Here is a 23814-nt window from a genome sequence, read left to right as displayed (position 1 = left end):
AGGTCACCACCCGGCGTGATCTTCCACCGGGCGTTCGCGGTGAACCTGACGGCCTGCCGGTTGTCCTTACGGCTCTTGAACCGGGGTGCGCCCATCCGTGGACGCTTGCCCTTCAACCCGTCGAAGAAGTTCCGGTAGGCCGCCTCCAGGTCCCGCAGCGACTGCTGCAACACCACGGCGGAAACCTCGCCCAGCCATGCCCGCTGCGGAGTCTGCTTCGCCTCGGTGATCAGCGCCTTCGACAGGTCGCCGGTCCTCGGGAACGGCAGTCCCTCCGCGCGGGCGCTCTCACGGGCCCGCAACGCGTCGTTGTACACCACCCGCGCACACCCGAACGCGCGGGCCAGCGCGGAACGCTGAGGGCCGTTCGGGTAGAGGCGGAAGGAGTACCGAAGCTGCACGATGATCAACCTACCGGGCGGGACTGACAACAGCGCGGGAGGGTGCGAACGCGCACGTCACGGCAGGGTTCAGAATCGCTTCACCACCGGGCCAAAGCCCGGTGCACTGCGATTAGTCCAGGTAGCGGCGGCACCGCTTCCCACGCACCCGGGAGGACCGGACATGACCGCACGGATCGCCTACCGGCGGATCTACCAGGAACCCTCTCCGCAGGACGGCCGGCGGGTCCTGGTGGACCGGGTCTGGCCACGCGGTGTGACCAAGGCGGACGCGCACCTGGACGAGTGGCTGCGTGACGTCGCCCCGTCGACCGGGCTGCGCACCTGGTACGGCCATGCCCCGGAGCGCTTCGCCGAGTTCCGCCGCCGCTACCTCGTCGAACTGCGCGACGCCCAGCACCGGGAGGCCGCCGACCACCTGCGGGAACTCGCCGCCCAGGACGCGCTCACCCTGCTGACCGCCACCAGGGACGTCGACCACAGCCAGGCCGCCGTGCTGGCCGAATGGCTGGCGGAGGCGGACGCCGCGCGCTGACCCGGGCGCCCGGTCAGCGGTGCGCCTCTCCGCGGTGCGCCCCTCAGCGGTGCGTCTCTCAGCGGTGCGTCTCTCAGCGGTGCGCCTCGATGAAGCCGCTCACCGTCCGCACGTACTCGGCCGGGTGGGTGACGTGCGGGGTGTGGCCGGCCCCGGCGAAGGTCCGCACCTGTGCCCGGGGCAGCGCCCGCGCCAGCCGGGCGATGATCGCGGGGAACCAGGGCGGGCTCTCGGTGCCGACCGTCAGCAGGGCCGGGCCCGGGTGGGCGGACAGCCCGGCGAGGTCGAGCAGCGGCCAGCCCGGGTCCTGCTGTTCGTCGAGGAAGGTGGGGGCGTTGGTGAGGAGGGTGTCCCGGACCTCCGATGGCAGCCGCTCCCACGTCCCCGGCCCGAAGGCGACCTCGTCCACGAACTGCTGCGCGCCCGCGCGGGTCTCGCCCGCACGCAGGTGCGCCAGCACCGAGTCGATCCGCCGCTCCACCGCCCGCATCACCGGCAGCAGGTCCGGCTCCGGGGGCACGATCGCCATCAGCGGGGGCTCGTGGGCGATGACCGTGCGGAACAGTTCGGGGCGGCGGACGGCCAGGCCCAGGACCGTCGAGGCGCCGAAGGAGTTGCCCGCGATGTGCGCCGGCGCCAGGTCGAGGGCCTGGACGAGGGCGGCGAGGTCGTCCTCGTCCTCCGTCCGGGAGCCGGGCCCGGGCGGGCGTTCGCTCCGGCTGTGGCCGCGCCGGTCGTACACCAGGACGCGGTACCGCTCGGCGAGGACCGGCCGGACCAGGTCCCAGTGGGCGTGGTCGGCCCAGGAGCCGTGCACCAGCACGAGCGGCTCGCCCGCACCCGTCAGCTCGTAGTGGAGGTCGACGCCGTTCACCCGGACCTTCGGCATGGTCCCGCTCCTCACCCGCTGGGATCCGTCCCTGCTCCATTCAGTCATCGCGCCGCGGCGACGGCAACCAGGTGCCCCTGACGGCCCACGCCCCGGACGGCCTCTTCGCTCTCCCCCAGGCCGTCACCCCGGCGTGACCGGGCGGCGCCCCGGGCGGACCGTGGCGAGCAGCGCCAGGGCGGCGGCCTGGACGGCGGCCACGGTGACGACCAGCGCCGGGACGGACACCGCGTAGAGCGCGCCGGTGAGCGCCCCGCCGGCCAGCATCGCGAGGCCGACCACGGCGGCGAACACCCCGTAGGCGGTCGCCCGGCGCGGCGCGGGGACGAGGTCGGCGACGACCGCCCGCAGGGTCGACTCCTGGACGCCCAGCGCGGCGCCCCACAGCAGTGCGCCGATCGCGGCGGGCGCCACCGCGTCGGCGAAGCCCAGCGGGGGCACGGCTGCGGCCAGCACGGGGAGCGCCACCAGGGTGCGCGGGCCGATCCGGTCGTACAGCCAGCCGGTGGCCAGGCTCGCCAGCGCGCCGGCGAGCATCGTCCCGGCGTACAGCACCGGTACGGCGGAGGCGGTGAGCAGGTGGTGCCGGACGAGGTGGAAGGAGAGCACGCCGTAGGTGGTGAAGCCGGTCATGGTCGCCGCAGTGAACGCCGCGTACGCCCAGAAGGCGCGGGGCAGCGGGCGGCGGACGGGCGCCTGGGGCTGGGGCTGTGGCGGGGCCGAGGTCACCGGCGGCCGGGCGGGCGGCGCCGACTCGTAGCGCGCCGACTCGTAGCGCGACGGGTCGGGCACCCGGGAGCGCAGCCACCGGAGCAGCAGGAGGGCCGCCACGCCCGGGGCGGCCAGCACGCCGAGCGCCGGCCCGTAACCGCCGGTGGCCGCGAGCACGGCGGCCACGGTGAGCGGGCCGATCACCGCGCCGACCTGGTCGAGGGCCTCGTGCACGGCGAAGCCCCGGCCCCGGCCGGTGGCGGCGGTGGCGTGCGAGAGCAGGGTGTCCTTGGCCGGTGAGCGGACCGCCTTGCCGACCCGCTCGGCGATCACCAGGGTGCTGGCCGCCCCCAGCGAGCCCGCCACGCCGAGCAGCGGCACGGCGGCGACGGTGAGCGCGTAGCCGCCGATCGCCGGCGCCCAGAACCGCCCGGTGCGGTCGGCGAGCGGCCCGAACAGCAGGCGCGGGAGCAGCGCCGCCGCCTCCCCCGCGCCCGTCACCACGCCGACCAGCGTCGCCGAGGCGCCGAGCGAGGCCAGCAACGGGCCGGTGACGGAGCGGGCGCCCTCGTAGACGAAGTCCGCGAGCAGGCTGACGATGCCGAACCACACCACGAACCGCCACGGCCGCATGCCCGTGCCGTCACCGGCCTGCTCGGCCGCCCGCCGAGCCGCTGGATCGGTGCCCACCACGCCTCCACGATCGCCACGAGGATCGGCGCAGGGCTGGGCGCGGCTCAGCCGAAGCCGTGCCCGCGGGGCGCCGTGACGTCAAGAGTGTCCCGCAGCATCGCGAGCGCCGCGCCGAGCGGGCTGGACCGGCCGCCGCTCACCGTGATGTCCCCGGCCTCGGGGCAGCCGTAGACGACCGCCTTCTCCGGGCCGGTCAGCGCGTGCAGCGGGTCGCCCGGCGCGGTCCGCTCCAGGCGGACCTCGACCACGAGCGGGCGGTCCGCGCTCGCGCTCGCCACCGCCCGCAGCCGACGCCCCTCGGCGGCCGCGGCCAGCGCCGCCGCGCCCGTCCCGGCGTCCACCGCCTCGGTGTCGACCCGCACGGCCGCCGGGTCCCAGCCCCACAGCAGGGCCGCGAGCAGCCGCACCTTGGTGGCGGCGTCGGCGCCCGAGAGGTCGGCCGAGGGATCGGCCTCGGCGATGCCGAGCCGCTGGGCCTCGCCGACCGCCCGGTCGAGGGGGTCGCCCGCCGCCAGGCGGTCGAGCACGAAGGTGGCCGTCCCGTTGGGGCAGGCCCGGACCGTCCGGCAGCCGAGGCCCCGCACCCCCGTGCGCGCCAGGTCCGCCGCCGGGAGGGCGGCTCCGGTGGCGCCGGAGATCCTGATCAGGCTGCCGCCGGCCCGGGCGGCCCGGGCGAGTTCACGCCAGTGGCCGAGCAGGTGGCTCTTGGTGGCGGTGACGACGTGGACGCCGCGTTCCAGCGCCAGCACGGCCTCCTCGGCGGCCTGTTGCCGCAGCTGTGGGGAGGAGGGCAGCGCCTGGACCAGCACCCGCGCACCGGTCCGGTCGAGGTTCCGCTCCAGCGGGCCCGGCGGGGCCCACTCGGCCCGGGGCGGGACCGGCCCGCCGTCGCGCAGCTCCACCTCGGCCGACCCGACCCGGACGGCCGCCAGCCTCGGCCGGACGCCGTGGTCGCGGGCGAGCCCGTCCGCGTGGGTGAGCAGCCGCTCGGCGAAGGCGCGGCCGACCGGACCGTAGCCGGACAGCACGACCCCCGGGTCGTCGGCCGACGCCACGACGGCGGGGTCGTCGCCCGACAGCACAGCGGCGGGGTCGTCGCCCGGCGCGGCCGGGGGCACGGGCCCGGCGACTGGTGAGGACATCCCGGCAGGATACCCCCGGGGTGGTCGGGCGCTCGAAGCCCTTCCCGGCCGGGCCGACGCGGCGCGCACCCGCTGTCCGGGTGACGCCGACTCTCGGCTTCGGTACCGGCGGTGAGCATCCGTCCGCCGTCCGACCCGGCGCGCTGGAACCATCCCACCGGGTCCGGCCCGGTGGCCGAGCGGGGTGACCCGGGTTTGCATGGGGTGACCGAGCCCCGAGACCGTGGAGGTCACCGTGTACGAGATGTGGGCCGAGCACGACCCGGCGGTGTCGCCGCCCGCCGTGGTGTGGCACGTGGTCGCGAAGGACGACGCGTCGTCGTCGCTGTGCGGGCGGTTCCTCGAGCCGTCCCAGCGTGTGCTGCCGCCCGGCGACGGCTCGCCGGTGCCGGACCGGTACTGCGACCCCTGCCTGGTGACCGTCCGTGAGGCGATCGCGGCCGGCGGGCGCTGACGGTCGGAGGGGCGCGCCGGCGGGGGCACGGGGAGGGTCGTCGACGGCCGGGCGGAGGGCCGTCGACGGCCGAATGCCGTCAAGCCCGCACGAATCGGACCCGCGACGAACCCGCAGGTCGGAGCGGTGATCCGGAGGCGAGAACCCCGGTGCGCGGGCCCCCCGGGACCGCTACCATCTCCACTCGTCGCACACCCGTTCACCATGCAACAATCGCGCGCCGCTCCTGTCGTCGCGCCCAGGGGGAGGACCATCGCATGGGCGCGCCCCAGCGTTCTGCTGCCATGAGCACGTCAACGAGAGCCGTCACGGCCGTGACCCTGCTCATCGGCTTCTACCTGCTCGCGCTCGGCATCGTCGTGGGCCTGATCGCCCTCGACGTCGCCCTGTACCAGGCCTCCGGCACGTTCCGCCCGGGGCTGATCAAGATCTGGGCACTGAGCGCCGCCGTCGGCTACCCCGTCGTCCGGGTGGTGTTCCTGACCCGGCGTCGCAAGGACGACGGCGAACTGCCCGGTGTGCTCCTCACCCGCGAGCGGCAGCCCGAGATCTGGGCGATGGTCGACCGGATCTCCGAGCGCACCGGCGTCCGCGGCCCGGCCGAGATCCGCCTCGTGCCCGAGGTCAACGCGGGCGTCATGGAGGAGAGCAGGCTGCTCGGCCTCGTCCCCGGCAAGCGCCACCTGGTGATCGGCGCCCCGCTGCTGATCGGCCTCTCCGAGGGCGAGCTGGAGTCCGTGCTGGCGCACGAGTTCGGCCACTACAGCAACCGGGACGTCCGGCTCGCCGCCGTCACCGTCGCCGGCCGCCGCGCCATCCTGCACACCATCGGCGGACTGCACCACCGCGCGAACCAGCACCAGGCCCAGGAGGCCGCCAAGCTCGCCGCCAAGGCCGAGAAGCGGCTGGCCAAGGGCCGCAAGCCCACCACGGAGCAGGCCGGCGGCGGCGTGGACCGGGTCCTCGCCAAGCTGTTCACCGGCTACGCCAAGCTCTACTTCCGGGTCTCCGAGGCGGTCGGCCGCCGCCAGGAGTACGCGGCCGACCAGGTCGCCGCCCAGCTCGCGGGCCGGGACGCCACCGCCGCCGCCCTGCGCCGGATCCCGGCGCTGGAGGCCGCCCAGAACTTCTACCTCAACCGCTACGCGACCATCGGCTGGGACGCCGGGCTGCTCCCGCCGCCCGGCCAGGTCTACGGCGGCCTCCAGCACCTGCTGAGCGACCCGAAGCGCCGCGCCGAACTCGCCGAGCACGCGCTCGAACTGCCCGAGGAGCAGCCCGACCCGTACGACTCGCACCCGCCGATCCACCTGCGGGTCGCCGCGATCGAGGCGCTGCCCGACGACGGCCGCGGCCCCGGAGCCGCCGGCCCCGCCCTGGCGCTGCTGCACGACTCGGAGCGGGTGCTCGCCGAGCTGGAGGTCGTCTCGCTGGTCCCGGAGGCCTCCGGCAAGCACCGGGCCGACTGGCCCGAGCTGGTCCGTACGGCGATGCTGGCGCGCGCCCGCGAGGCCGGCGAGGACGCCCGCCGGGCGCTCACCGGGCTGGGCCTGCCGCCCACCGCCCACGGGCTGCTCGACGCCCTCGACGCCGGCCGCGCCTGGGAGTTCACCGACCGGCTGCCCAAGAGCGAACAGGCCGCTGCGGCCACCGGCCGGGCCGCCCGGGAGTTCGCCCGACCGGCGCTGCGCGAGGAACTGGCGCACGCCACCGTCGTCGCGCTGGCCGAGGCCGGGCTGGCCGGCTGGGAACTCTCCTGGGGCGGACCGGCCGAACTCCGGCTGCCGGACGGCTTCGCGGACGGTTTCGACGCGGCCCTGGACGCCGCCTGCGCGGACGACCCGGACACCGCCCCGCTGCGGGCGCTGCTCGCGGCGGCCGGGCTGCCGGCCTCCGCCGCCGCCGTGTGATCGCTCCGATCGCTCCGACCGCTCCGATCGATCTGCTCGATCGCCGCCACCCCCGGGCGCACCCACACCGCACCCGTCCACGCCCGTCACGCCAGTCCACGCCCACACCGCACCATCGGAGGAACACCCTTTGCTCGGCATCATCGTGCTGTCCGTCGTCGGCCTCGTCCTGCTGTTCCCGGTCGTCATGACCCGGCTGGCCAAGCGCAAGCTGGCCCAGCTGGAGCGGGCCAAGGCCACCATCGCCGGGCACGAGGCACGGCTGGCGGAGGAGGCCCGGGCGAAGAACACCATCATCCCGGCCGACCACGGGCTGCTACTCGGCAGCGAACTGCTCCTGGACGACCGGCCCGAGGACGAGGAGGCCGCCGTCCTCGCCGCCGCCAAGGCCGGCGACTGGCGGACCGCCGCCGACTACCTCGCCACCGACGCCACCGCCGACGTCCGCTGGCGGCGGCAGCGCCAACTGGCCGAACTGGCCGCCGAGGACGACGCCTGGCTGCGCGCCTGGCGCACCGAGCGGCCGCAGGACCCGGCCGCCGCACTGCTGCACGCGGACGCCCTGGTCTACCTGGCCTGGAACATCCGCAGCAGCGCCCGCGCGACCGAGGTCAGCCGCGAGCAGTTCGCGGGCTTCCACCGCGTCCTGGCCGAGGCCGAGGAGGCCGCCGTCGCGGCCGCCGCGCTCGCCCCCGAGGGCGACCCCAACCCGTGGGTCGCGCAGATCCCGATCGCCATGGGCCTCGGCTGGTCCAACGACCGCTTCCGGGAGCTGTGGGCCGAGTTGGTCGCGCGCGACCCGCAGCACTGGGCGGCGCACAACCGGGCGCTGCAGTACTGGTGTGCCAAGTGGCGCGGCAGCCACGAGCTGATGCACGGGTTCATCGACGACGCGATCGCCGCCGCCCCGGCCGGCAGCCTGCTCGCCCCGATCAAGCTGGAGGCCTACTTCGAGCAGTTCGCCAAGGACGGCGAGAAGCTCACCGCCTGGCAGCGCCCCGAGGTCGGTGCCGCCCTGGATGCCGCGCTCGCCGACCTCGCGGCGGCCGACCCCGGCCACCCCCGCATCCGGTACGCCCACGGCTGGCTCGCGTACGCGCTGACCCGGGCCGGGCGGCCGACCGAGGCGCTGACGCAGTTCCAGGCACTGGGCCGGTACATCCCGCAGCCGTTCACCAACTTCAACGACCCGCGGCAGGCCTTCATCGACCTGCGGGTCGCCGCGGTCCAGGGCGCGGTCGCGGCGGCGGAGCGGCAGCAGGCCTGACCGGGCGCTCCCGCCGGGCTGCGGCCGCAGCCGGGCGGGAGCGTCCTTCGCGTACCGCTCAGGGAGCCGGGGTCAGGGAGCCGGGAATCGGGTGACGCTGGTGACCCGGCAGCTGACCTTGTCCTTCACCGCGGTCGCCCCGAGCGCCTTGAGCGAGGCGGTCTGCCCCGCGGCCAGGTCGTTGGTCGCGGCGGGGGCCTCCGCCACCCGGGTGCCAGAGGCGTCGACGAACTCCACCTGGATCAGGTAGTTCGACGCCTTGGCGGTGTGGTTGGTGACCTTGAGGGCCGCCGACGGCCAGTGGATCGCACTGTCCACCTCGCACGCCGAGATCTCGACGTCCTTGGTCGCGTCGCCCCCGCCGCCGACCGGGGCGGCGGTCGGAGCGGCGGTCCCCGGCGCGGCCTGGGTGCCGCCCGGTGCCGGGCCGGCCACCGTCGTGGCCGGGACGGGTGAACCCGAGCTCGTGGTCGTGGTGACCGGAGTCGGGTCGCAGGCGGCGAGGCCGAGTACGGCGGTGGCGGCGGCGAGCAGGACGAGGGCGGTGCGGCGCATGGTCCCCCCTGGGACGTGGTGCGGACACTGCGGACAGTGCCGGAACCGTATCGGCGCGCGCCGGTCGGTGGGGGCGGTGTGGCGGATCCGTGACCGCTCCGGAACGTACCCGCCGCTCTCCACCCAGGCCGTTCAGCACATCAACCCCCGCTGCACACCCGGCAGTTCACTTTCCGTCAGCACCACCGACCACCACCGCCCACCACCCACCACCACCCGCCCGAAGGGGAACCCATGCGGTACCACCGCGCCCTGCTCGCCTGCACCGTCCTGTCGACCGTGCTGATCTCCGGCTGCGGCTCGGGCGGCAGCTCTGCCACCCGTGCCGCCGAGGGCCCCACCACCGCCCCGGCAACCGCCGCCCCGGCCGTCTCCACCCCGGCCGCGCCGACGGGCACCGCGACCGCGAGTGCCGGGACGGGAGCCGCCGACCTGCCCGACGGATACGACGCGACCCGGGACGCCGAGGCCGATGTGAAGGCTGCCCTGGCCCGGTCCGCCGGGGACCAGCGCCCGGTCCTGCTCGACTTCGGGGCCAACTGGTGCCCCGACTGCAAGGTGCTGGACAAGCTGTTCCGCTCCCCGCAGGTCACCCCGCTGCTGCGGGACGACTACCGGGTCGTCGCGGTGGACGTCGGCCGCTTCGACCACAACCTCGACCTCGCCGCCCGGTACGTCGACCTCCGGACCAGCGGCATCCCCGCCCTCGTGGTGCTCTCCCCCGACGGCACCGTGCGCACCGCCAGCAACGACGGCGCCTTCTCCAACGCCCGTGCCCTCAGCGCCGGCACGGTCGCCACCTTCCTCAAGCGCTGGGCACAGGGATGACCGTGACCCGACGGGCGCCCGGTGCGGTCGCCGCACTGCTGCTCCTCGGGGCGGCCGGCTGCGCCGCCGACCCGGCCCCGGCCGACGCCCCCGCCGCCACCTACCGGGGCGGCGGGGTCACCGTCGCCCTCCGGCTCGCCCCCGGGGAGGACGGCCGCCTGTTCCTCGCCGCCACCTTCACCCCCGACGAGGCCGGCTTCCACCTCTACAGCGTCGACCTGCCCGCCGACGGCATCGACGGCCTCGGCCTGCCCACCCGGCTGTCCGTGCGCGGCGGCCTGGCGGCGGACGGCGCCGTCCGGGCCGACCGCCCGCTGCGTACCGTCAGCCCCCTGGGGCTCGGAGTGCAACTGCCCGTCTACCCGGACGGCGCGGTCACCGTCGCCCTCCCGGTCCGCCGGACCGCGACCGGGCCGAGCGAAGCCGTCGTCAGCTTCGGCGCGTGCAGCGAACAGCGCTGCCTGATCCCCGTCACCGAGCAGGTCGTCCCACTCGGCACGGTCGGCTGACGAACCGATCACGGACCCGTCACACCGCCCGCACCCGACCGTGCGTACCGCTACGGTCGCTCCGACCACCCGCACCACGACCCAGGGGAACCCCATGCGCCGCACCGCCCTTGTCCTGCTCGCCGTCGCCCTGAGCGCCACGGCGGCCGCCTGCGGCAGTTCCGGATCCGGATCCGGTGCCTCCGGGCCCGGTGCCTCCGGTGCCGGACCGGCGGCCGCCGCCCCCACGGCCACGGGGAGTGCCGCCTTCACCATGGACACTCCCTCCGCCAGCCCGACCCGGGTTGCCCCGGGCGCGATCGCCCGCACCGCCGCGGGCACCTTCGCCACCGTCGCCATGACCGTCCCCAGCGCGCAGTTCGGCCGCTCCGTGACCGCCGAGGACGACCCGAACCACCTCCTCGGCCGACCCGGCCAGTACACCTCGAAGGTCACCTTCACCGACACCCGCGTCAAGGCGGCCGACCTCGACGGCCAGGACGCCGACTCGGTGGCCCGCGGCGGCGCCATCGAGGTCTTCGCCACCCCGGCCGACGCCGAACAGCGCGCCAAGTACATCCAGGACACCGTGAAGTCGCTGCCCGCGCTGACGGAATACGACTTCTTGAAGTCCTCCTCGCCCTAGAGGACGGGGATTCCTACCACCGGCATGTGCCGGTCTCGGCGGGTTCCTGCTTCAACGCGCTGCGCCGGAACGGGTCCGGTCTTACCTGCGCTCCACGAGGCGTTTAGCCTGTCCGCCCTTCCGGCGGCCAGGATGTTGCGTGCCGCGTTCAGGTCGCGGTCGTGGACGCTCCCGCAGTCCCTGCACGTCCACGCTCGGACGCCGAGGGGCTTGGGGCCGTCCTTGACGCCGCAGGCCGAGCAGACCTGCGAGGTTGGTTCGAAGCGGCCTGTCCGGCCGAAGTACCGGCCGTGCTTGGCGGCCTTGTACTCCAGCATGGTGACGAACGCGGACCATCCGGCGTCGTGCACGCTCTTGGCGAGCGGGGTCCGGCCGAGGCCGGACACCGCGAGGTCCTCCACGTACACCGCTTGAGTCTCGCGGATGATGCGCGTGGATTCCTGGTGGTGCCAGTCCCGGCGGCGGTCGGCCACCCTGGCGTGCTGACGTGCGAGCTTCTTCCGGACCTTCGCCCGGTTGTTGCTGCCCTTCGCGCAGCGGCTCAGGGCCTTGTGCATCCGCTTGAGCTTGCGCTCCGCCTGGCGCAGGAACTTCGGTGCGTCGACCTTACGGCCGTTGGAGAGCACCGCGAAGTGGGTGAGCCCGAGGTCGATCCCGGTCTCGGACTCCAGCGGACCGGACAGATCCAGGTCTTCGAGGATCTGCGGCTCGGTGTCCACGACGAAGCTGACCCAGTACCGGTCGCCGGCGTCCTTGGTGACCGTGGCGCTGGTCGGCGCGGCCGGTAGCGGCCGGGACCAGCGGACCTTGAGGTCGCCGATCTTCGCCACGTACAGCGTGCCGTTGTCCCGGAGGGAGAAGCCGTTCGCGGTGAGCCGGATCGCCTGCCTGCTGTCCCGCTTGGACTTGAAGCGCGGCGGTGCGACCTTGGGGCCCTTGCGCTTTCCGGTGACGCAGGAGAAGAAGTTCCGGTAGGCGGTGTGCAGGTCCCGTAGGGACTGCACCAGCACCACTGATGACACCTCACCCAGCCACTCGCGCTCGGTCGTGCGCTTCGCGGCGGTGATGACCTGCTTCTGCAGGTCGGTGTCGGTGATGTACGGCAGCCCCGCCGCGTGGGCTTCCTGACGTGCTCGAAGGCCGTCGTTGAAGACCACGCGGGCGCACCCGAACGCGCGGGCCAGCGACTGACGCTGACCCGGCGTGGGGAACACGCGGTAGTTGTACCGGAGCTGCACAACCACGATTGTCTCATTTGGTCCATGGCTACAACTGGCGATTACCGACGCGGCCCTCCAAGCTCCTCACCCCAGCCCAGGCCGAGAACTACAAGGGCGCCATCGGCGCCTGACTCGCCGTTCCCCGCCGTTCCGTCGCGTCCCGCCCGGCTCGGTGGACGGAGCGCCGGATCGGTCGCCCGGGCGGCGAGGTGACAGCTGTCATACCGGATCGGTGACGGAGCGACCTGCCGCGCGGGGGCCGTGGTCGGCCAGGCTGACGGTGCAAGGAACGGACGAGCAGGCGGGCGGGACGAGAATGCGCAGCATGAAGGTGTTGGTGGCCGGGGCCGGGATCGGGGGGCTCTGTCTGGCCCAGGGGCTGGTCCGGGCCGGGATCGACGTGCGGGTCTTCGAGCGGGAGGGCGGGGCGGACAGCCGGTACCAGGGCTTCCGGATCGGGCTGGACGAGCCCGGGCTGGCCGCACTGCGGGAGTGCCTGCCACCCCGGCTGCACGGACTGCTGACCGCGGTGACCGGGCCGCTCGCGGGCGAACGGCGCGTGGTGGACGAGCAGTTGACGGAGCTGCGGCAGCTCGGCCCGACCAGCGGGGGCACCGCCGCCGACCGGCACGTGCTGCGGCAGCTGCTGCTCGCGGGGCTCGGGGACCGGGTGGAGTTCGGGCGGGCCGTGGTCGGGTACCGGGAGCGGGCGGACGGCCGGGTGGAGGCGCGGTTCGCGGACGGCACCGGCACGGTGGGCGACCTGCTGGTCGGGGCGGACGGCGTGGGCTCGGCCGTACGGCGGCAGCTGCTGCCCGGGGCCGAGGTCACCGCCGTACCGGGTGGCGCGCTGCTGGGGCGCACCCCGATGACCGAGCGGCTGGCCGCGCTGGTGCCGGGCGCCGGCACCCTGGTCCAGGGGCCCGGGGCGAGCCTGTTGATCGGCCGGATGGAGTTCCGCCGCCCGCCCCGGCTCGCGGCGGCCGAACTGGCACCGGAGGTGGAACTGCCGGACACCGGGAGCTACCTGCGCTGGGTGGTGATGCTCCCCGAGCCCCTCGCCGGCCCCGCGCCGACGGACTGGGCGCAGGTGCGCGACCGGCTGCTCACCCTGGTCCGCGACTGGCACCCCGACCTGGTCGAGCTGGTCCGGCGGTCCGACGTCGGCAACAGCTCACCGCTGACGCTCCGCTACTCCGAGCCGGTACCGCACTGGGGCACCGGCGCGGTCACCCTGCTCGGCGACGCGATCCACCCCATGCCGCCCAGCGCCGGCCAGGGTGCCAACCTGGCGTTCCGCGACGCCGCACTGCTCTGCCGCTCGCTCACCGCCGTCCACCGCGGCGAGGCCGAACTGCCCGCCGCCGTCCAGGAGTACGAGCTGCGGATGCTCGACCGGGGCTTCGCGGCGGTCGCCGCCGGGCTGGCCCGCCTCCCGGACTTCACCCCGGCCCGCTAGGTGGACGACCATGAGCGTCGTGAACGTCAGGCCGCCGCATTCGCACTGTCCTGTGAGGCCTCCTCCTCGGAATGCGGTGTCAGGACGCCCCGCCCCCGCGTACGGTCCATCGCGCGCCATTCCGGCCGCAGGCCGGCCAGATTCGTGGTGAGGAAGTACGCGGCGCCGCAGGCGAGCAGCACCGGCACGAGTCCGCCAGCGGTCACCGCCGCCCCGGCGATCAGCCCGCCGAGCGGGATACCGGCCCAGGCCAGCGAGTCACCGAGCGCGTTGACCCGGCCCAGCATCCGGCGCGGCACCCGCTCGACGAGGAGGGCCCCCAGCACTGGGTTGACGAAGCCGGCACCGAACCCACTGACAGCGAAGACGGCCAGTACCACTCCCAGCGGGGCATCGAGAGCGAGGACCAGGAACCTCGGTGCCCCGGCCAGCAGGAACCCGGCAAGCACCACCACCCGCCGCCGCAGCCGGTGCGCGACCACCGCGGCGATCAGGCTCCCGCCGACCGCCGCGGCCCCCATCACACTGCCCATCAGGCCGATCGCGGTCGGCCCGTTGCCGGACTCCCTGGCCCAGACGGGTACCAGCACCGAGGCGAACGCCGCATCCAGCAGATTGGTGATGCCGACCATGACGATGACGGTGAGCAGCAACGGCTCGCCGCGCAGGAAGGTGAAGCCCTCGCCGAACCGCCGCCAGTAACCCGGTCCCGTTTCCCCCGCCGGCGAGGGGGCGTCCTCGGCCGCGTGCCCCATGCCACGAGGCAGCGCGAGTCTGATGATCACCGATCCGAGGGCGAAGCAGCCCGCGTTGACGGCGAGCCCGGTCAGGGGACCGAGCAGCGCCACCAGGGATCCGCCGACCGCCAGGCCGACGGTGGAGGCGAGCCGATCGATCACGCCGGACAGACCGGTGGCCCGCTCCAACGGCACCCGGCCGCGCTCCGCCGCCTCCGGGACCATCACCTTCTTGGCCAGGTCGCCGGGGCCCCGGGCGGCGCCGACCAGCGCGACCAGAAGCAGGAGGAGGGGGAAGGAGAGCAGGTCCAGGGTGTGGAGCAGGGGAACCGCGGCGGCGGCGGTCGCGCTGGCCAGATCGGTGGTCCAGGAAACGGCCCGCGGGCCGATCCGGTCCACCAGCGGTCCGGTGAACGCCTTGACCACCACGTAGGGAGTCATCTCGCAGAAGGCGACCAGTCCGGTCTGGGTGGCGCTGCCGGTGGTGACGAGGACGAACCAGGGCAGCGCCACCACGGAGATCCGAGTGCCGGTCAGCGACACGGCCATGGCTGCCAGGACCGCGCCCAGCGGCCGTAAGGACCTCCTGCCGGGTATGCCGCCGGTCTCCACGGCGTCGTCGGTCATGACGTCGGGCTCCCTTCCGCTTCCTGCGGGCCGGAAGGGAGCGACGACGCGGCGGGCGCATCCAGTTCGGGCAGGATCTTCGTGATCACGGCGACCCGTTCGGCTCCCTCGGGGGCGGTTGCCGCCGCCTCCGGAGTGTCTCGCCGGTAGCGTGCGATGACTTCCGCCAACTCCCGGTACAGGGTCGTGGTTTCCTCAGGCGTGAGCCGCAGGGACCAGTCGCTCATGTCAAAGGTGTTCCGCCATGCGCGGGGCATCGTCTGGAGCCCGTTCAGGGTCTGCTGGGTGCGCAGGGTGTAGATGGCGGCGAGTGACTGCTGGTAGGCCAGCGCGGCCTCGGGCTCCTGCTCGGCCAGCTCCGGATCGTTGAACCACGTCGTCCGGTGCACCGAACGCCACCAGCGCTCCCGCGCGTTGCCGCGTTCGGTGTCCTCTTCGACGAAACCGGCCGCGCCGAGCTGCCGGAGGTGGTAGCTGGCCGTGCCGGAGTTCACGCCCAGCCGCTCCGCGAGGCGGGTGGCCGTCGACGGGCCGTACTTCCGCAGCAGCCCGACCAGCTGCACGCGCACCGGATGCGCCAGGGCACGCAGCCCCTTGGCATCCAGGACAACCGAGTCCTCGTCAACTTTCGGGCCGTCCGGCCTCTCCACTGCATCAGCCATGCGACACACGGTAGACCGCAAAGGGTTCTTCGCAAAGGGTTATTCGCGAAGAATCCTTTGCGGTTCAGTGCGCGAGACGCGAGAGATGCCGACGCTGCATCAACGGGCGGGCGGCCACCGGACCGACTTCCGGCGTCGCGATGCGAACGCGTTCGCAACACTCCTTCGCATACGCTCCGTAATCGCACCGTTCCGTGCTGTCATGGCTCTGCAAAATCCCCGCCACACATCGCGCTCCGCGCGGGAAGGCAGACCCATGGGCAGACCCAGATTCGCGACCGCGGCGACGGCCGTCCTCCTGACGGCTCCGGCATTGCTCGCCACCGCGGGCGGCCAGGCCCACGCCGAGGCCGGCCAGGACACCATCACCATGCTCAAGCAGGAGAAGTCCCAGTGGTGCTGGGTCGCCTCCGGCCTGACCATCGCCAAGTTCCAGGGCTACGGCACCACCCAGACGGACTTCTGCAACCGGGCCCAGCCCTACTACGGCTGCAACAACCAGCCGGCCACGCTCGACGACATGGCCAGGGGCTGGCAGAGCCTCGGCATGGCCCACCTCGGCACGGGCCTGACCAGCGCGGCCACCTTCAACCAGGTCTACACCGACGTCAAGGCGGCCCGGCCGGTCGCGGCCCGGATCGGCTGGACGTCCGGCGGCGGCCACATGAACGTGGTCTACGGCTTCGACACCTCGAACAACACCATCGGGGTCGCCGACCCGTGGCCGGACACCGCCACCTACACGTGGTGGAACTACAACGACTACGTCAGCAACAGCTCGTTCAAGTGGACCCATTCCCGGATCGGCATCTCCAGGTGAGGCGGACGGCCATGCACAGGACCACGACACCCGCCGGGCCGGCGGCCACCCGCCGCCTCCGCCCGGCCGCCCTGCTGGCGGCCGCCGCCTGCGCGCTCCTGCCGCTCGCCGGCCCCGTCCACGCGGCCCCGGTCAAGGACCCGCTCCCGGCGGACATCCCGGACTACGGGGCCGCCCTCGACCTGGTGAAGTCCGCCGACGTCCGCAACGCCGTCTGCCGCTTCCTCAGCGTTCCGCTGCCCCAGGGGGACGCGACCGGGATGGCGCAGCCGATCCCCGACCGGGCCGACCCGTGCGCGGACCTCCCGGCCTTCACCGTCAACGACCCGCTGGCCCTGAACGAGCTCACTCCCGGGTTCGTCGCCGGGACGGCCCTGCCGATCGCCTCCCAGGCGATCCGACTGAGCTATCTGGTCTCCGCCCTGAACACCACCGTCAACGGGCGCAACGCCACCGTCATGCTCGCCCCCACCCAGGGCGGCGGCTGGCACCTGGCCGGCGTGCGCGACGGCGCCAGCGACGCCGGGTACGCCGGAAAGGCCACGCCCGGGACGCTGGTGTTCAGCGAGCCGCAGATCCGCGGCTGGTACCAGCTGCGGCTCACCACGGTCGAGCCGCTCAACGACCAGGCGCGGCAGGGGCTGAACGGGCGGCCCTCGGCCTCGCTGAGCGAGTACCAGAAGCTGGTCAAGGCCCGGTACGCCGACAAGCTGCCGGGCTCGGAGTACGCCGCCGCCGGGATGTCCAGCGGCTACGGCACCGCGGCGCGGACGGCGACGGCCCCGTCCTCGGCGCCCGTCGTGATCGGCGGCGCGGCCGCGGCGCTGGCGCTGGCGGGCGGCGTCCTCGTGTTCCGCCGCCGTCGCGGCAGCGCCCGCTGACCTGCGGGCCCCTCGCCCCGCCGGGCCGGCTCCCTCCGGGGCCGGACCGGCGGGGCGTCGGCGTATCCGGGTGTCGGCGTGTCGGCGCCGGTGCGGGGCCGCCTCCGTCCTGCCCCTGCCGTTTCCGGGGCGGCTCCGCTACCTTTACCGACAGAGTGTCGGGAAGTTGTGAACTCAGATTAGGCTAACCGAAATTTGCGGGGTCCTTCCGCCCCGGCCGCATCCGATCCCTGGAGGCCGTATGCCCACGCCCGAGCCCGTCCCCTTCTCCACCGTGCTCCGCACCGCCAGCAGCGAGGAGCACGAGGCCGCGGAGCACTCCTCCTTCATGAGCCACCTGCTGGGCGGGCAGCTCGGGATCGACGCCTACGCCGACCTCACCGGCCAGCTCTGGTTCGTCTACCGGGCACTGGAGGAGCGGGCCGAGCAGCTCGCGGAGCACCCGCTGGCGGGCCCGTTCATCGACCCGGCGCTGCTGCGCACCGCCGCCATCGAGCGCGACCTGGCACACCTGCGCGGGCCCGACTGGCGCGCCGGACTCGGACCGCTGCCCGCCACCGCCGCGTACGCGGCACGGATCGAGGAGCTGGCCGCCGAGTGGCCGGCCGGCTACCTCGCCCACCACTACACCCGCTACCTGGGCGACCTGTCGGGCGGCCAGATCATCCGGGGCCTGGCCGAGAAGGCCTGGGGCTTCGAGCGCAAGGGCGACGGCGTGCGGTTCTACGTCTTCGAGGACGTCACCAACCCGGCCGCCTTCAAGCGCGACTACCGGGCCAAGCTGGATGCGGCGGGCGCGGCGATGGACGAGGTGGAGCGGCGTCGGGTGGTCGAGGAGTGCAAGCGGGCCTTCGTGCTCAACGGCGCTGTCTTCCACGACCTGGACGGCCGTTACCCGTTGAGCGCCTGATCGACCGGACCGGACCCGACCCGAGCCGCCCGGGCACGACTGCACCCCCTGCCGACGGTGGGCAGGGGGTGCAGGTCCGATCAAGGCACGGTCAGGTCAGGGCAGGGCAGGTCAGGTCAGGTCAGGTCACCAGGTGACCGGAACGGCGGCGGCCATGACGGCCATCCGGTTCGGGTGCCACGGCACCTCGTCCACCGGCACCGCCAGGCGCAGCCCGGGGAACCGCTGGAGCAGGACCCGGAAGGCCGTGTCGGACTGCCGCCGCACCAGGTGGGCGCCCGGGCAGTGGTGACGGCCGTGGCCGAACCGCAGGTGGGGGTTGGGCGAGCGGGCGGGCTCGAACCGCGCGGGGTCGGCGAAGGTGCCGGGGTCGTAGTTGGCCGCGTCCAGCGAGAGCAGGACCAGATCGCCGGCCTTGACCCGCTCGCCGCCCAGGGAGGTGTCCTCCGTGACGAAGCGCGGGATGGCGTTGCCGAGGACGACGCTGCACCGCAGCAGTTCCTCCACATGCCTGGGTGTCTCCTCCGGGCTCTCCCGCAACTCCGCCATCGCCTCGGGGTGTTGGAGGAGGTTGACGGCGGCGACACCCAGGAAGCTGGCGAAGTCCTCGTAGCCGCTGACGAACAGCACGGAGACGATGTTGGACAGCTGCTTGTCGCTCAGCCCCTTCCGTTCCGAGAGCCGCTCGGAGGGCCGCTCGGAGTTCAGGTCGGCGAGCCGGTCGGCGAGGCCGCGCGGCTGCCCAGGGGTGCGGGCGGCCAGGAAGGCCGCCATGTAGGCGCGGAGCTCCTCCCAGTTGACGGCGAGTTCCTCATCGGAGTAGGTCGCCATGGTGAGGTCCTTGTCGGCGCGCTCGGCGAGCCACTCCCGGTCCTCGAACGGCAGGCCGAGCAGGCGGCACAGGCACTGCGCGGCGACCCACTCGGCGAAGTGGCGCTGGAGGTCGCCCGGCGCGCCCTCGGCGACCATCCGTTCCAGGCCCTCCCGGGTCACCTCGGCGACCCAGTCGGCGGGCAGTTCGGGCTGGTTACGGCCGAGCGCGGCGAGCACCTCGTCGCGCAGTCCGGCCTGCTGGAGGTGGTTCATGGCGTCCAGCAGTTCGGGCGCCAGGATCGGGGCGTCCTGGGTCGGGCTGTCGGCCTCGCCGAGGACGGAGCGGGCGAAGGAGCGGTCCCGCAGGACGTCGCGGGCCAACTCGTAGCCGGTGACCAGCCAGGCCTCGCCGCCGGCGTTGGTCCTGACCCGGGCGACGGGGCAACGGCTGCGCAGCTCGTCCAGTTCGGGGGCGAGGCGGTCGCCGTCGGTGCTGAACGGGTAGCGGGGCAGGGCCTCCCCGTCCGGAGCATGGGCCGGGGCCTGACCCGGGCCGGGAGCCGGGGCCTGGTCGGTGGTGGCGGGCGCCTGGGGTGCGCTCATGCGGCGCGGTCCTCTCTGTTCGGTACGGGATCGGGGTGCGGGGCGGTGCCGTGGGGCGGGGGCAGGCGGCGGGGGTGCCGCCGTCACCAGCGCACCGGCAGCCGGGCGGGCGCGCGCAGCGGCGTGGCCTCGTCCCAGGGCAGCGACTCGGCGGGCTCGGCCAGCTCGATGCCGGGCAGCTTCTCCAGCAACACCTGGATCACCACGGCCAGTTGCATCCGGCTCAGGTGCGCACCGGTGCAGGCGTGCGGGCCGTGGCCGAAGGCGAGGTGCGGGTTGGGCGTACGGGTGAGGTCGAGGCGGTCGGGGTCGGTGAAGGCCCCGGGGTCGCGGTTGGCGGAGGCGGGCACCGGCACGACGGCGTCCCCGGCCCGGATCAGCTGACCGTGGAGGGTGAGGTCCTCCTCCGCGACGAGGATGTTGATCGCGTTCATCAGCGGTACGTGGCGCAGCAGTTCGTCCACGGCGGTGGCGATCCCGGCGGGTTCCTCGCGCAGCCGGCGGAGCTGGTCGGGGTGGGTGAGGAGGGTGAGCAGGGCGTTCCCGGTGTGCTGCATGTTGGTCTTGTAGCCGGCCATCAGCATGGTGACCACGAAGCTCACCACGTCGTCCCTGACCAGCTCGCTGCCGGGGCGGCGGGTCTCGGCGAGCAGCAGCCGGATGTGGTCCCCGTCCTGCGGCGCTCCTCCTCCCTCTTCTTCCTCCTTGCGAGTGATCAGCTCCGAGGCGTAGTCCTGGAGGACGTACAGCGCGGTGAGGATCTCGTCCATCGTCAGCCCGGCGGCGCTGAGCAGGGTGAGGGTGTGCGGGAGGTAACGGTCGCGGTCCTCGTGCGGGAGGCCGATGGTCTCGCACAGCACGCGCAGCGGCAGCGGTTCGACGTAGCCGGCCACCAGGTCGGCCGTGCGGTCGGGCGAACCGGCCGTCATGGCGTCGATCAGCTCCTCCGCGATGGCGCGGATCCGGGGTCGCATGAACTCCAGGCGCCCACGGCCGAACAGCGGCAGGACGGCGCGCCGCACCCGCTCGTGGTGCTCGCCCCGCATCTCCAGGAAGGTCGGCAGGCACGGTGGCGGGGCGTCGTCGCCCTCGACGGGCGGCCAGGCGGACAGCAGGGGCCGCACCAGCCTCGGGTCGGCGAAGGCGGCGCGGGCGTCCGCGTAGCGGCTGAGCAGCCACGCGGTCTCGCCGTTGGGCAACTGCGCCTGGACGACGGGCTGTTCGGCGCGCAGCCGGGCGTACTCGCAGGGCGGTCCGGCGGTCCCGGGTGTCACCTCGGGGACGGGGATCGGGGTGGGGATCTGGGCGGGGACGGCGGTGTCGGTCATCGGGTGCCCTCCCGGACGGCGGCGGTGACGGCGGCGGCGGGGCCGGTGGCGGCGGGGCCGGTGGCGGAGCCGGTAGCGGTGGCGGAGCCGGCGGTGGGGCGCTGGAGGTAGCCGGAGGCGAAGAAGTACTCCAGGTACCGGTCCAGCAGGGCGGAGTCGACCGGCGGGCAGTGCAGTCCGCTGTCCGCCAGGGCGGCTTCGGCGTTGTGCCGGCCGAGCACCGGGAAGGTGCCCTCGAAGTAGAGCTCCTTGACGGACATGTCGGCGGTGCGGCTGCGGTCCACGCACAGCGACACGAAGGGCGCGGTGGCGCTCGTGGGGTTCGCGGCCACGTGACGGACCAGCTCGTCGACCCACTGCGGGTAGGGCAGCGTGCGCACCGCGCACCCGGCCGCGCGCATCCGGTCGATGACGTCCGACAGCATCGCGGGGCGGGGGTTGGTGAGGTGGTAGGTACGGCCGTCGGCGTCCCGCCGGGTGGCGATGTGGACGACGGCCTCGGCGAGGTGGTCGACCGGGACGAAGTCCATCGGCAGGGCGATGTCCGGGGCCAGCCCGGTCTCGGCGATCGTCCGGAACAGCGAGCAGATCGCGGTCTCGGTGTTGCTCACGCCGCTCACCTGGTCCCCCGTCACCTCGTACGGGCGGTGGACGGCCACCGGCAGTCCCTGCTCGGCGGCCCGGCGCAGCACCCCTTCGGCGACCCACTTGCTCTCGGCGTAGCCCATCGTCAGCCCGTCGGCGTGGGCCAGGGGGGCGTCCTCGGTGACCTCGCGCACCCCGGCCGCCCCGGCGCCGGCCACGACGGCGACGGTCGACAGGAAGTGGACCGGGACGCGGCGGGGCGCGGCGAGGCGAACGATCTCGCGGGTGCCGTCCACATTGGGGGCGCGCAGCTGCTCGTACGGGTAGAGGAAGTTGACCTGGGCCCCGTTGTGGACGATCAGGTCCAGGCGGGCGGCCAGCTCGGCGCGCCGCTCGGCCGACAGCCCGAGGCCGGGCTCGGCGAGGTCGGCGGGGAAGCACTCCAGCCGCTGCCGGTCGGTCTCGTCGAGGTGCAGGCCGTAGCGGGCGAGGGCGGTGCGCACGCGCTGTTCGGCGTGGCCGGGGCTCGCGGCGCGGACGGGGCAGTGGATCCGGGCGGTGGTGCGGCGCAGCAGGGTGGTCAGCAGGAAGGCGCCGACGAAGCCGGAGGCGCCGGTGAGCAGGACGTGCGCCGGGTCCCGGGGGCGGGGCGCGGGGCCCTGGGCGGGCGGGAGGCGGAAGTCGAGTTCGGCCTCCCGGACGAAGTCGACGGTGCTCTGCCCGGCCTCGCTCGGGGAACCGTCGCGGGCGGCCCGGACGGCCTCGGTGAAGCGCGCGAGGGTGGGGGCGGTGAGCAGCGCCCGGATGAGGGTGGAGCTGAGTGCGGCGTCGAGGCCGAGGGCGGCGAGGGTGCGGGTGACGGCCTCGGAGGCGAGCAGGGAGTCGCCGCCGAGGTGGAAGAAGTCGTCCTCGGGGGCGGGCCGGGTGCGCAGCACCTGCTGCCAGATCCCGGCGAGGAGGCCGGCGAGCCCTTCGGCCGGCTGCTGGTGCGGTATCCGGTCCGCGGTGACGGTGCTGGCGGTGGCGCTGGCGGCGGCGGTGGCGCTGGTGGCGGCAGTGGCGGCGGCGGTGGCGCGCAGGCGTTTGCGGTCCACCTTGCCGCCGCTGGTCACCGGGAAGCGGTCGAGGGCGACCAGCACGGGCACGGCCTGCGGCGGCAGCCAGCGGGCGCAGTAGCCGCGCAGCTCGGGCAGCGGCAGGGGCTCCGCCGGGGCGGTGGGGGTGAGGTAGGCGGTCAGCGCCTCGCCGTCGGTCTCGACGACGGCCTCCGCGACCGAGGGGTGGGCCCGCAGCCGGGCCTCCACCTCGTCCAGTTCGATCCGCGCGCCGCGCAGCTTGACCTGGCGGTCCGCCCGGCCGCGGTACTCCAGCAGGCCGTCGGCGGTGCGGACGACCCGGTCGCCGGTGCGGTAGAGGCGGCCGCCGGGCTCGACCTGGGGCAGCCGGACGAACCGCTCCGCGGTCAGCTGCTCGTCACCCGGGTAGCCGAGGGCCAGGCCCTCCCCGCCGACGTACAGCTCGCCCTCCTCGCCCGGCGCCGCGGGCGTGCCGTCGGCGCGCAGCACATGGCAGGTGGTGCCGGCGTACGGGCGGCCGATCGGGACTCCGTCGGCGTCCTCGGGCAGCGGGCGGACGACGTGGGCGGTGGAGACCACCGAGTTCTCGGTCGGGCCGTAGAAGTTGACCACGGTGGTGCCGGGGCAGGCGGCCAGGACGGCGTTCGCCAGGCGCGGGTCCATCGCCTCGCCGCCGGCCGAGACGAACCGCAGGCCCGCCATCGACTGGGGGCGGGTCCGGGCGAGCAGGTGGAAGACGCTCGTGGTCAGGTAGGCGACGGTGACGCCCCGGCTGCGCAGCAGGTGTTCCAGCGCGGTCGGCGAGAGGAGTTCCTCGCGGTCGGCGATCACCAGGCAGGCGCCGGTCAGCAGGGCGCCCCAGATCTCGATGGTCGAGGCGTCCGAGGAGAGGCCGTAGCCGTGCAGGATCCGGTCGCCCGGCCCGGGCGGGGGCAGTTCGCGGTCGGCCAGGACGAGTCGGGCGACTCCCCGGTGCGGGATCGCCACCGGCTTGGGGCGGCCGGTCGTACCGGAGGTGAAGGCGACGTAGGCGCAGTCACCGGGCGCCGACAGGACGCCGGTGGTCCGGACGGGCGCCGGCGCGGAGTCCCCGTCGTCGACGGCCGGGATGCTCACCCGCAGGCCGCGGACCCGGCGTTCGGTGCCGGGCAGGGTGACGGCGGCGCGCAGCCCGGCGTCCTCGGCCATGGCGCGCAGGCGGGCCGGGGGCAGGTCGTCGTCCAGCGGGACGTAGGCGCAGCCGGCCTTGAGGATGCCCACCAGGGCGATCAGTGCTTCCGGGGAGCGGCTGCCGCACACGCCGACGGGCTCACCGGGGGTGATGCCCGCGGCCAGCAGGCGGGCGGCCAGCGCGGTCGATCCGGCGTCCAACTGGCCGTAGCTGAGGGTGCGGTCGCGGTGGCGGACCGCCGGTGCGCACGGGCGGGCGGCCGCCTGCCGGGCGAAGAGCTCCGGGAGGGTGAGGTCCTGCGGCCGGTCGGCGCGGGAGGCGCGGGCCGCGGGGCGGGGGGCAGGGAGGTGGAGCGGGCGCGACGAAACGTCGATGTCGGTCATGGATCCTTCTCAGGAGGTGG

The 23814-nt window shown here is 74.4% G+C and carries 22 protein-coding genes; 11 read left to right on the top strand and 11 right to left on the bottom strand.

Going from position 1 to position 23814, the window contains the following annotated elements; all coding sequences use genetic code 11:
- Positions 1 to 401 (bottom strand): helix-turn-helix domain-containing protein (locus tag ACIQWA_RS38735; protein WP_402491278.1); only part of this gene is annotated, 401 nt, incomplete at its 3' end.
- 163 nt (positions 402 to 564) lie between these two features.
- Between ACIQWA_RS38735 and ACIQWA_RS38730 the strand changes: the two genes are divergently transcribed.
- The gene (locus ACIQWA_RS38730) at positions 565 to 936 is read left to right on the top strand and encodes a DUF488 domain-containing protein (protein ID WP_402491275.1); all 372 of its coding nucleotides are present in this window, start codon (positions 565 to 567) and stop codon (positions 934 to 936) included.
- A gap of 73 nt (positions 937 to 1009) precedes the next feature.
- Here the strand turns inward: ACIQWA_RS38730 and ACIQWA_RS38725 are convergent, their stop codons facing one another.
- The 3 genes from ACIQWA_RS38725 to ACIQWA_RS38715 form a co-directional block, all read right to left on the bottom strand.
- Positions 1010 to 1825: an alpha/beta fold hydrolase gene (locus ACIQWA_RS38725; RefSeq protein WP_402491273.1), complete on the bottom strand. Its 816-nt coding sequence runs from the start codon at positions 1823 to 1825 to the stop codon at positions 1010 to 1012.
- A gap of 123 nt (positions 1826 to 1948) precedes the next feature.
- Complete coding sequence (locus tag ACIQWA_RS38720; protein WP_402491270.1) at positions 1949 to 3226, bottom strand: MFS transporter; 1278 nt, start codon at positions 3224 to 3226, stop codon at positions 1949 to 1951.
- A gap of 47 nt (positions 3227 to 3273) precedes the next feature.
- Positions 3274 to 4371 (bottom strand): homoserine dehydrogenase, encoded by a 1098-nt coding sequence (locus ACIQWA_RS38715; RefSeq protein ID WP_402491267.1) that lies wholly within the window; start codon positions 4369 to 4371, stop codon positions 3274 to 3276.
- A 223-nt stretch (positions 4372 to 4594) separates the two neighbouring features.
- Here ACIQWA_RS38715 and ACIQWA_RS38710 point away from each other — a divergent pair, with 223 nt between their 5' ends.
- The 3 genes from ACIQWA_RS38710 (at position 4595) to ACIQWA_RS38700 (ending at position 8002) form a co-directional block, all read left to right on the top strand.
- Positions 4595 to 4825, top strand: a complete 231-nt coding sequence (locus ACIQWA_RS38710; protein WP_360231476.1) for a hypothetical protein — start codon at positions 4595 to 4597, stop codon at positions 4823 to 4825.
- Between the two features lie 284 nt (positions 4826 to 5109).
- Positions 5110 to 6735, top strand: coding sequence for a M48 family metalloprotease (locus ACIQWA_RS38705; RefSeq protein ID WP_402491263.1), 1626 nt, complete (start codon positions 5110 to 5112; stop codon positions 6733 to 6735).
- A 130-nt stretch (positions 6736 to 6865) separates the two neighbouring features.
- Positions 6866 to 8002: a hypothetical protein gene (locus ACIQWA_RS38700; protein ID WP_402491260.1), complete on the top strand. Its 1137-nt coding sequence runs from the start codon at positions 6866 to 6868 to the stop codon at positions 8000 to 8002.
- Between the two features lie 72 nt (positions 8003 to 8074).
- On the opposite strand, the gene ACIQWA_RS38695 is transcribed toward ACIQWA_RS38700, so the two are convergent.
- Positions 8075 to 8557, bottom strand: a complete 483-nt coding sequence (locus ACIQWA_RS38695; RefSeq protein WP_402491257.1) for an FxLYD domain-containing protein — start codon at positions 8555 to 8557, stop codon at positions 8075 to 8077.
- Positions 8558 to 8791: 234 nt separating this feature from the next.
- Between ACIQWA_RS38695 and ACIQWA_RS38690 the strand changes: the two genes are divergently transcribed.
- The 3 genes from ACIQWA_RS38690 (at position 8792) to ACIQWA_RS38680 (ending at position 10519) form a co-directional block, all read left to right on the top strand.
- A complete protein-coding gene (locus ACIQWA_RS38690) occupies positions 8792 to 9385 on the top strand; it encodes a thioredoxin family protein (protein WP_402491254.1) in 594 nt (197 codons plus the stop codon).
- Complete coding sequence (locus ACIQWA_RS38685) at positions 9382 to 9894, top strand: hypothetical protein (protein ID WP_402491251.1); 513 nt, start codon at positions 9382 to 9384, stop codon at positions 9892 to 9894. Before ACIQWA_RS38690 ends, ACIQWA_RS38685 begins: the two co-directional genes overlap by 4 nt.
- A gap of 94 nt (positions 9895 to 9988) precedes the next feature.
- Positions 9989 to 10519 carry a hypothetical protein gene (locus ACIQWA_RS38680; protein WP_402491248.1) on the top strand — a complete coding sequence of 177 codons (531 nt, stop codon included), beginning with the start codon at positions 9989 to 9991 and terminating at the stop codon, positions 10517 to 10519.
- Here the strand turns inward: ACIQWA_RS38680 and ACIQWA_RS38675 are convergent.
- Positions 10516 to 11757, bottom strand: a complete 1242-nt coding sequence (locus ACIQWA_RS38675; protein WP_402491284.1) for an RNA-guided endonuclease InsQ/TnpB family protein — start codon at positions 11755 to 11757, stop codon at positions 10516 to 10518. The two genes, ACIQWA_RS38680 and ACIQWA_RS38675, sit on opposite strands and share 4 nt — an antisense overlap.
- Before the next feature lie 307 nt (positions 11758 to 12064).
- Here ACIQWA_RS38675 and ACIQWA_RS38670 point away from each other — a divergent pair, with 307 nt between their 5' ends.
- On the top strand, positions 12065 to 13198 hold the full coding sequence (locus ACIQWA_RS38670; protein WP_402491245.1) for an FAD-dependent oxidoreductase: 1134 nt from the start codon (positions 12065 to 12067) through the stop codon (positions 13196 to 13198).
- A gap of 26 nt (positions 13199 to 13224) precedes the next feature.
- Here the strand turns inward: ACIQWA_RS38670 and ACIQWA_RS38665 are convergent, their stop codons facing one another.
- Entirely contained in the window at positions 13225 to 14562 is a 1338-nt protein-coding gene (locus ACIQWA_RS38665; RefSeq protein WP_402491243.1) for an MFS transporter, read from the bottom strand.
- Positions 14559 to 15224, bottom strand: coding sequence for an ArsR/SmtB family transcription factor (locus ACIQWA_RS38660; RefSeq protein WP_402491240.1), 666 nt, complete (start codon positions 15222 to 15224; stop codon positions 14559 to 14561). Before ACIQWA_RS38660 ends, ACIQWA_RS38665 begins: the two co-directional genes overlap by 4 nt.
- A 256-nt stretch (positions 15225 to 15480) precedes the next feature.
- Between ACIQWA_RS38660 and ACIQWA_RS38655 the strand changes: the two genes are divergently transcribed.
- The 3 genes from ACIQWA_RS38655 to ACIQWA_RS38645 all read left to right on the top strand — a co-directional run bounded on the left by ACIQWA_RS38655 (position 15481) and on the right by ACIQWA_RS38645 (position 17835).
- On the top strand, positions 15481 to 16044 hold the full coding sequence (locus ACIQWA_RS38655) for a papain-like cysteine protease family protein (RefSeq protein ID WP_360231506.1): 564 nt from the start codon (positions 15481 to 15483) through the stop codon (positions 16042 to 16044).
- 11 nt (positions 16045 to 16055) lie between these two features.
- Positions 16056 to 16925 carry a hypothetical protein gene (locus ACIQWA_RS38650; RefSeq protein WP_402491237.1) on the top strand — a complete coding sequence of 290 codons (870 nt, stop codon included), beginning with the start codon at positions 16056 to 16058 and terminating at the stop codon, positions 16923 to 16925.
- Between the two features lie 241 nt (positions 16926 to 17166).
- On the top strand, positions 17167 to 17835 hold the full coding sequence (locus tag ACIQWA_RS38645; protein WP_402491234.1) for a heme oxygenase (biliverdin-producing): 669 nt from the start codon (positions 17167 to 17169) through the stop codon (positions 17833 to 17835).
- A gap of 126 nt (positions 17836 to 17961) precedes the next feature.
- On the opposite strand, the gene ACIQWA_RS38640 is transcribed toward ACIQWA_RS38645, so the two are convergent.
- The 3 genes from ACIQWA_RS38640 to ACIQWA_RS38630 all read right to left on the bottom strand — a co-directional run bounded on the left by ACIQWA_RS38640 (position 17962) and on the right by ACIQWA_RS38630 (position 23794).
- On the bottom strand, positions 17962 to 19251 hold the full coding sequence (locus ACIQWA_RS38640) for a cytochrome P450 (protein WP_402491231.1): 1290 nt from the start codon (positions 19249 to 19251) through the stop codon (positions 17962 to 17964).
- An 83-nt stretch (positions 19252 to 19334) separates the two neighbouring features.
- Positions 19335 to 20579 (bottom strand): cytochrome P450, encoded by a 1245-nt coding sequence (locus tag ACIQWA_RS38635; protein ID WP_402491228.1) that lies wholly within the window; start codon positions 20577 to 20579, stop codon positions 19335 to 19337.
- Positions 20576 to 23794 carry an amino acid adenylation domain-containing protein gene (locus tag ACIQWA_RS38630; protein ID WP_402491225.1) on the bottom strand — a complete coding sequence of 1073 codons (3219 nt, stop codon included), beginning with the start codon at positions 23792 to 23794 and terminating at the stop codon, positions 20576 to 20578. Before ACIQWA_RS38630 ends, ACIQWA_RS38635 begins: the two co-directional genes overlap by 4 nt.
- Between the last annotated feature and the right edge of the window lie 20 nt (positions 23795 to 23814).

Source organism: Kitasatospora sp. NPDC098652 (assembly GCF_044760155.1).
Classification (GTDB): Bacteria; Actinomycetota; Actinomycetes; order Streptomycetales; family Streptomycetaceae; genus Kitasatospora.
Note: the sequence above shows the minus strand (reverse complement) of the source record. Positions and strands in the feature narration are given on the sequence as shown.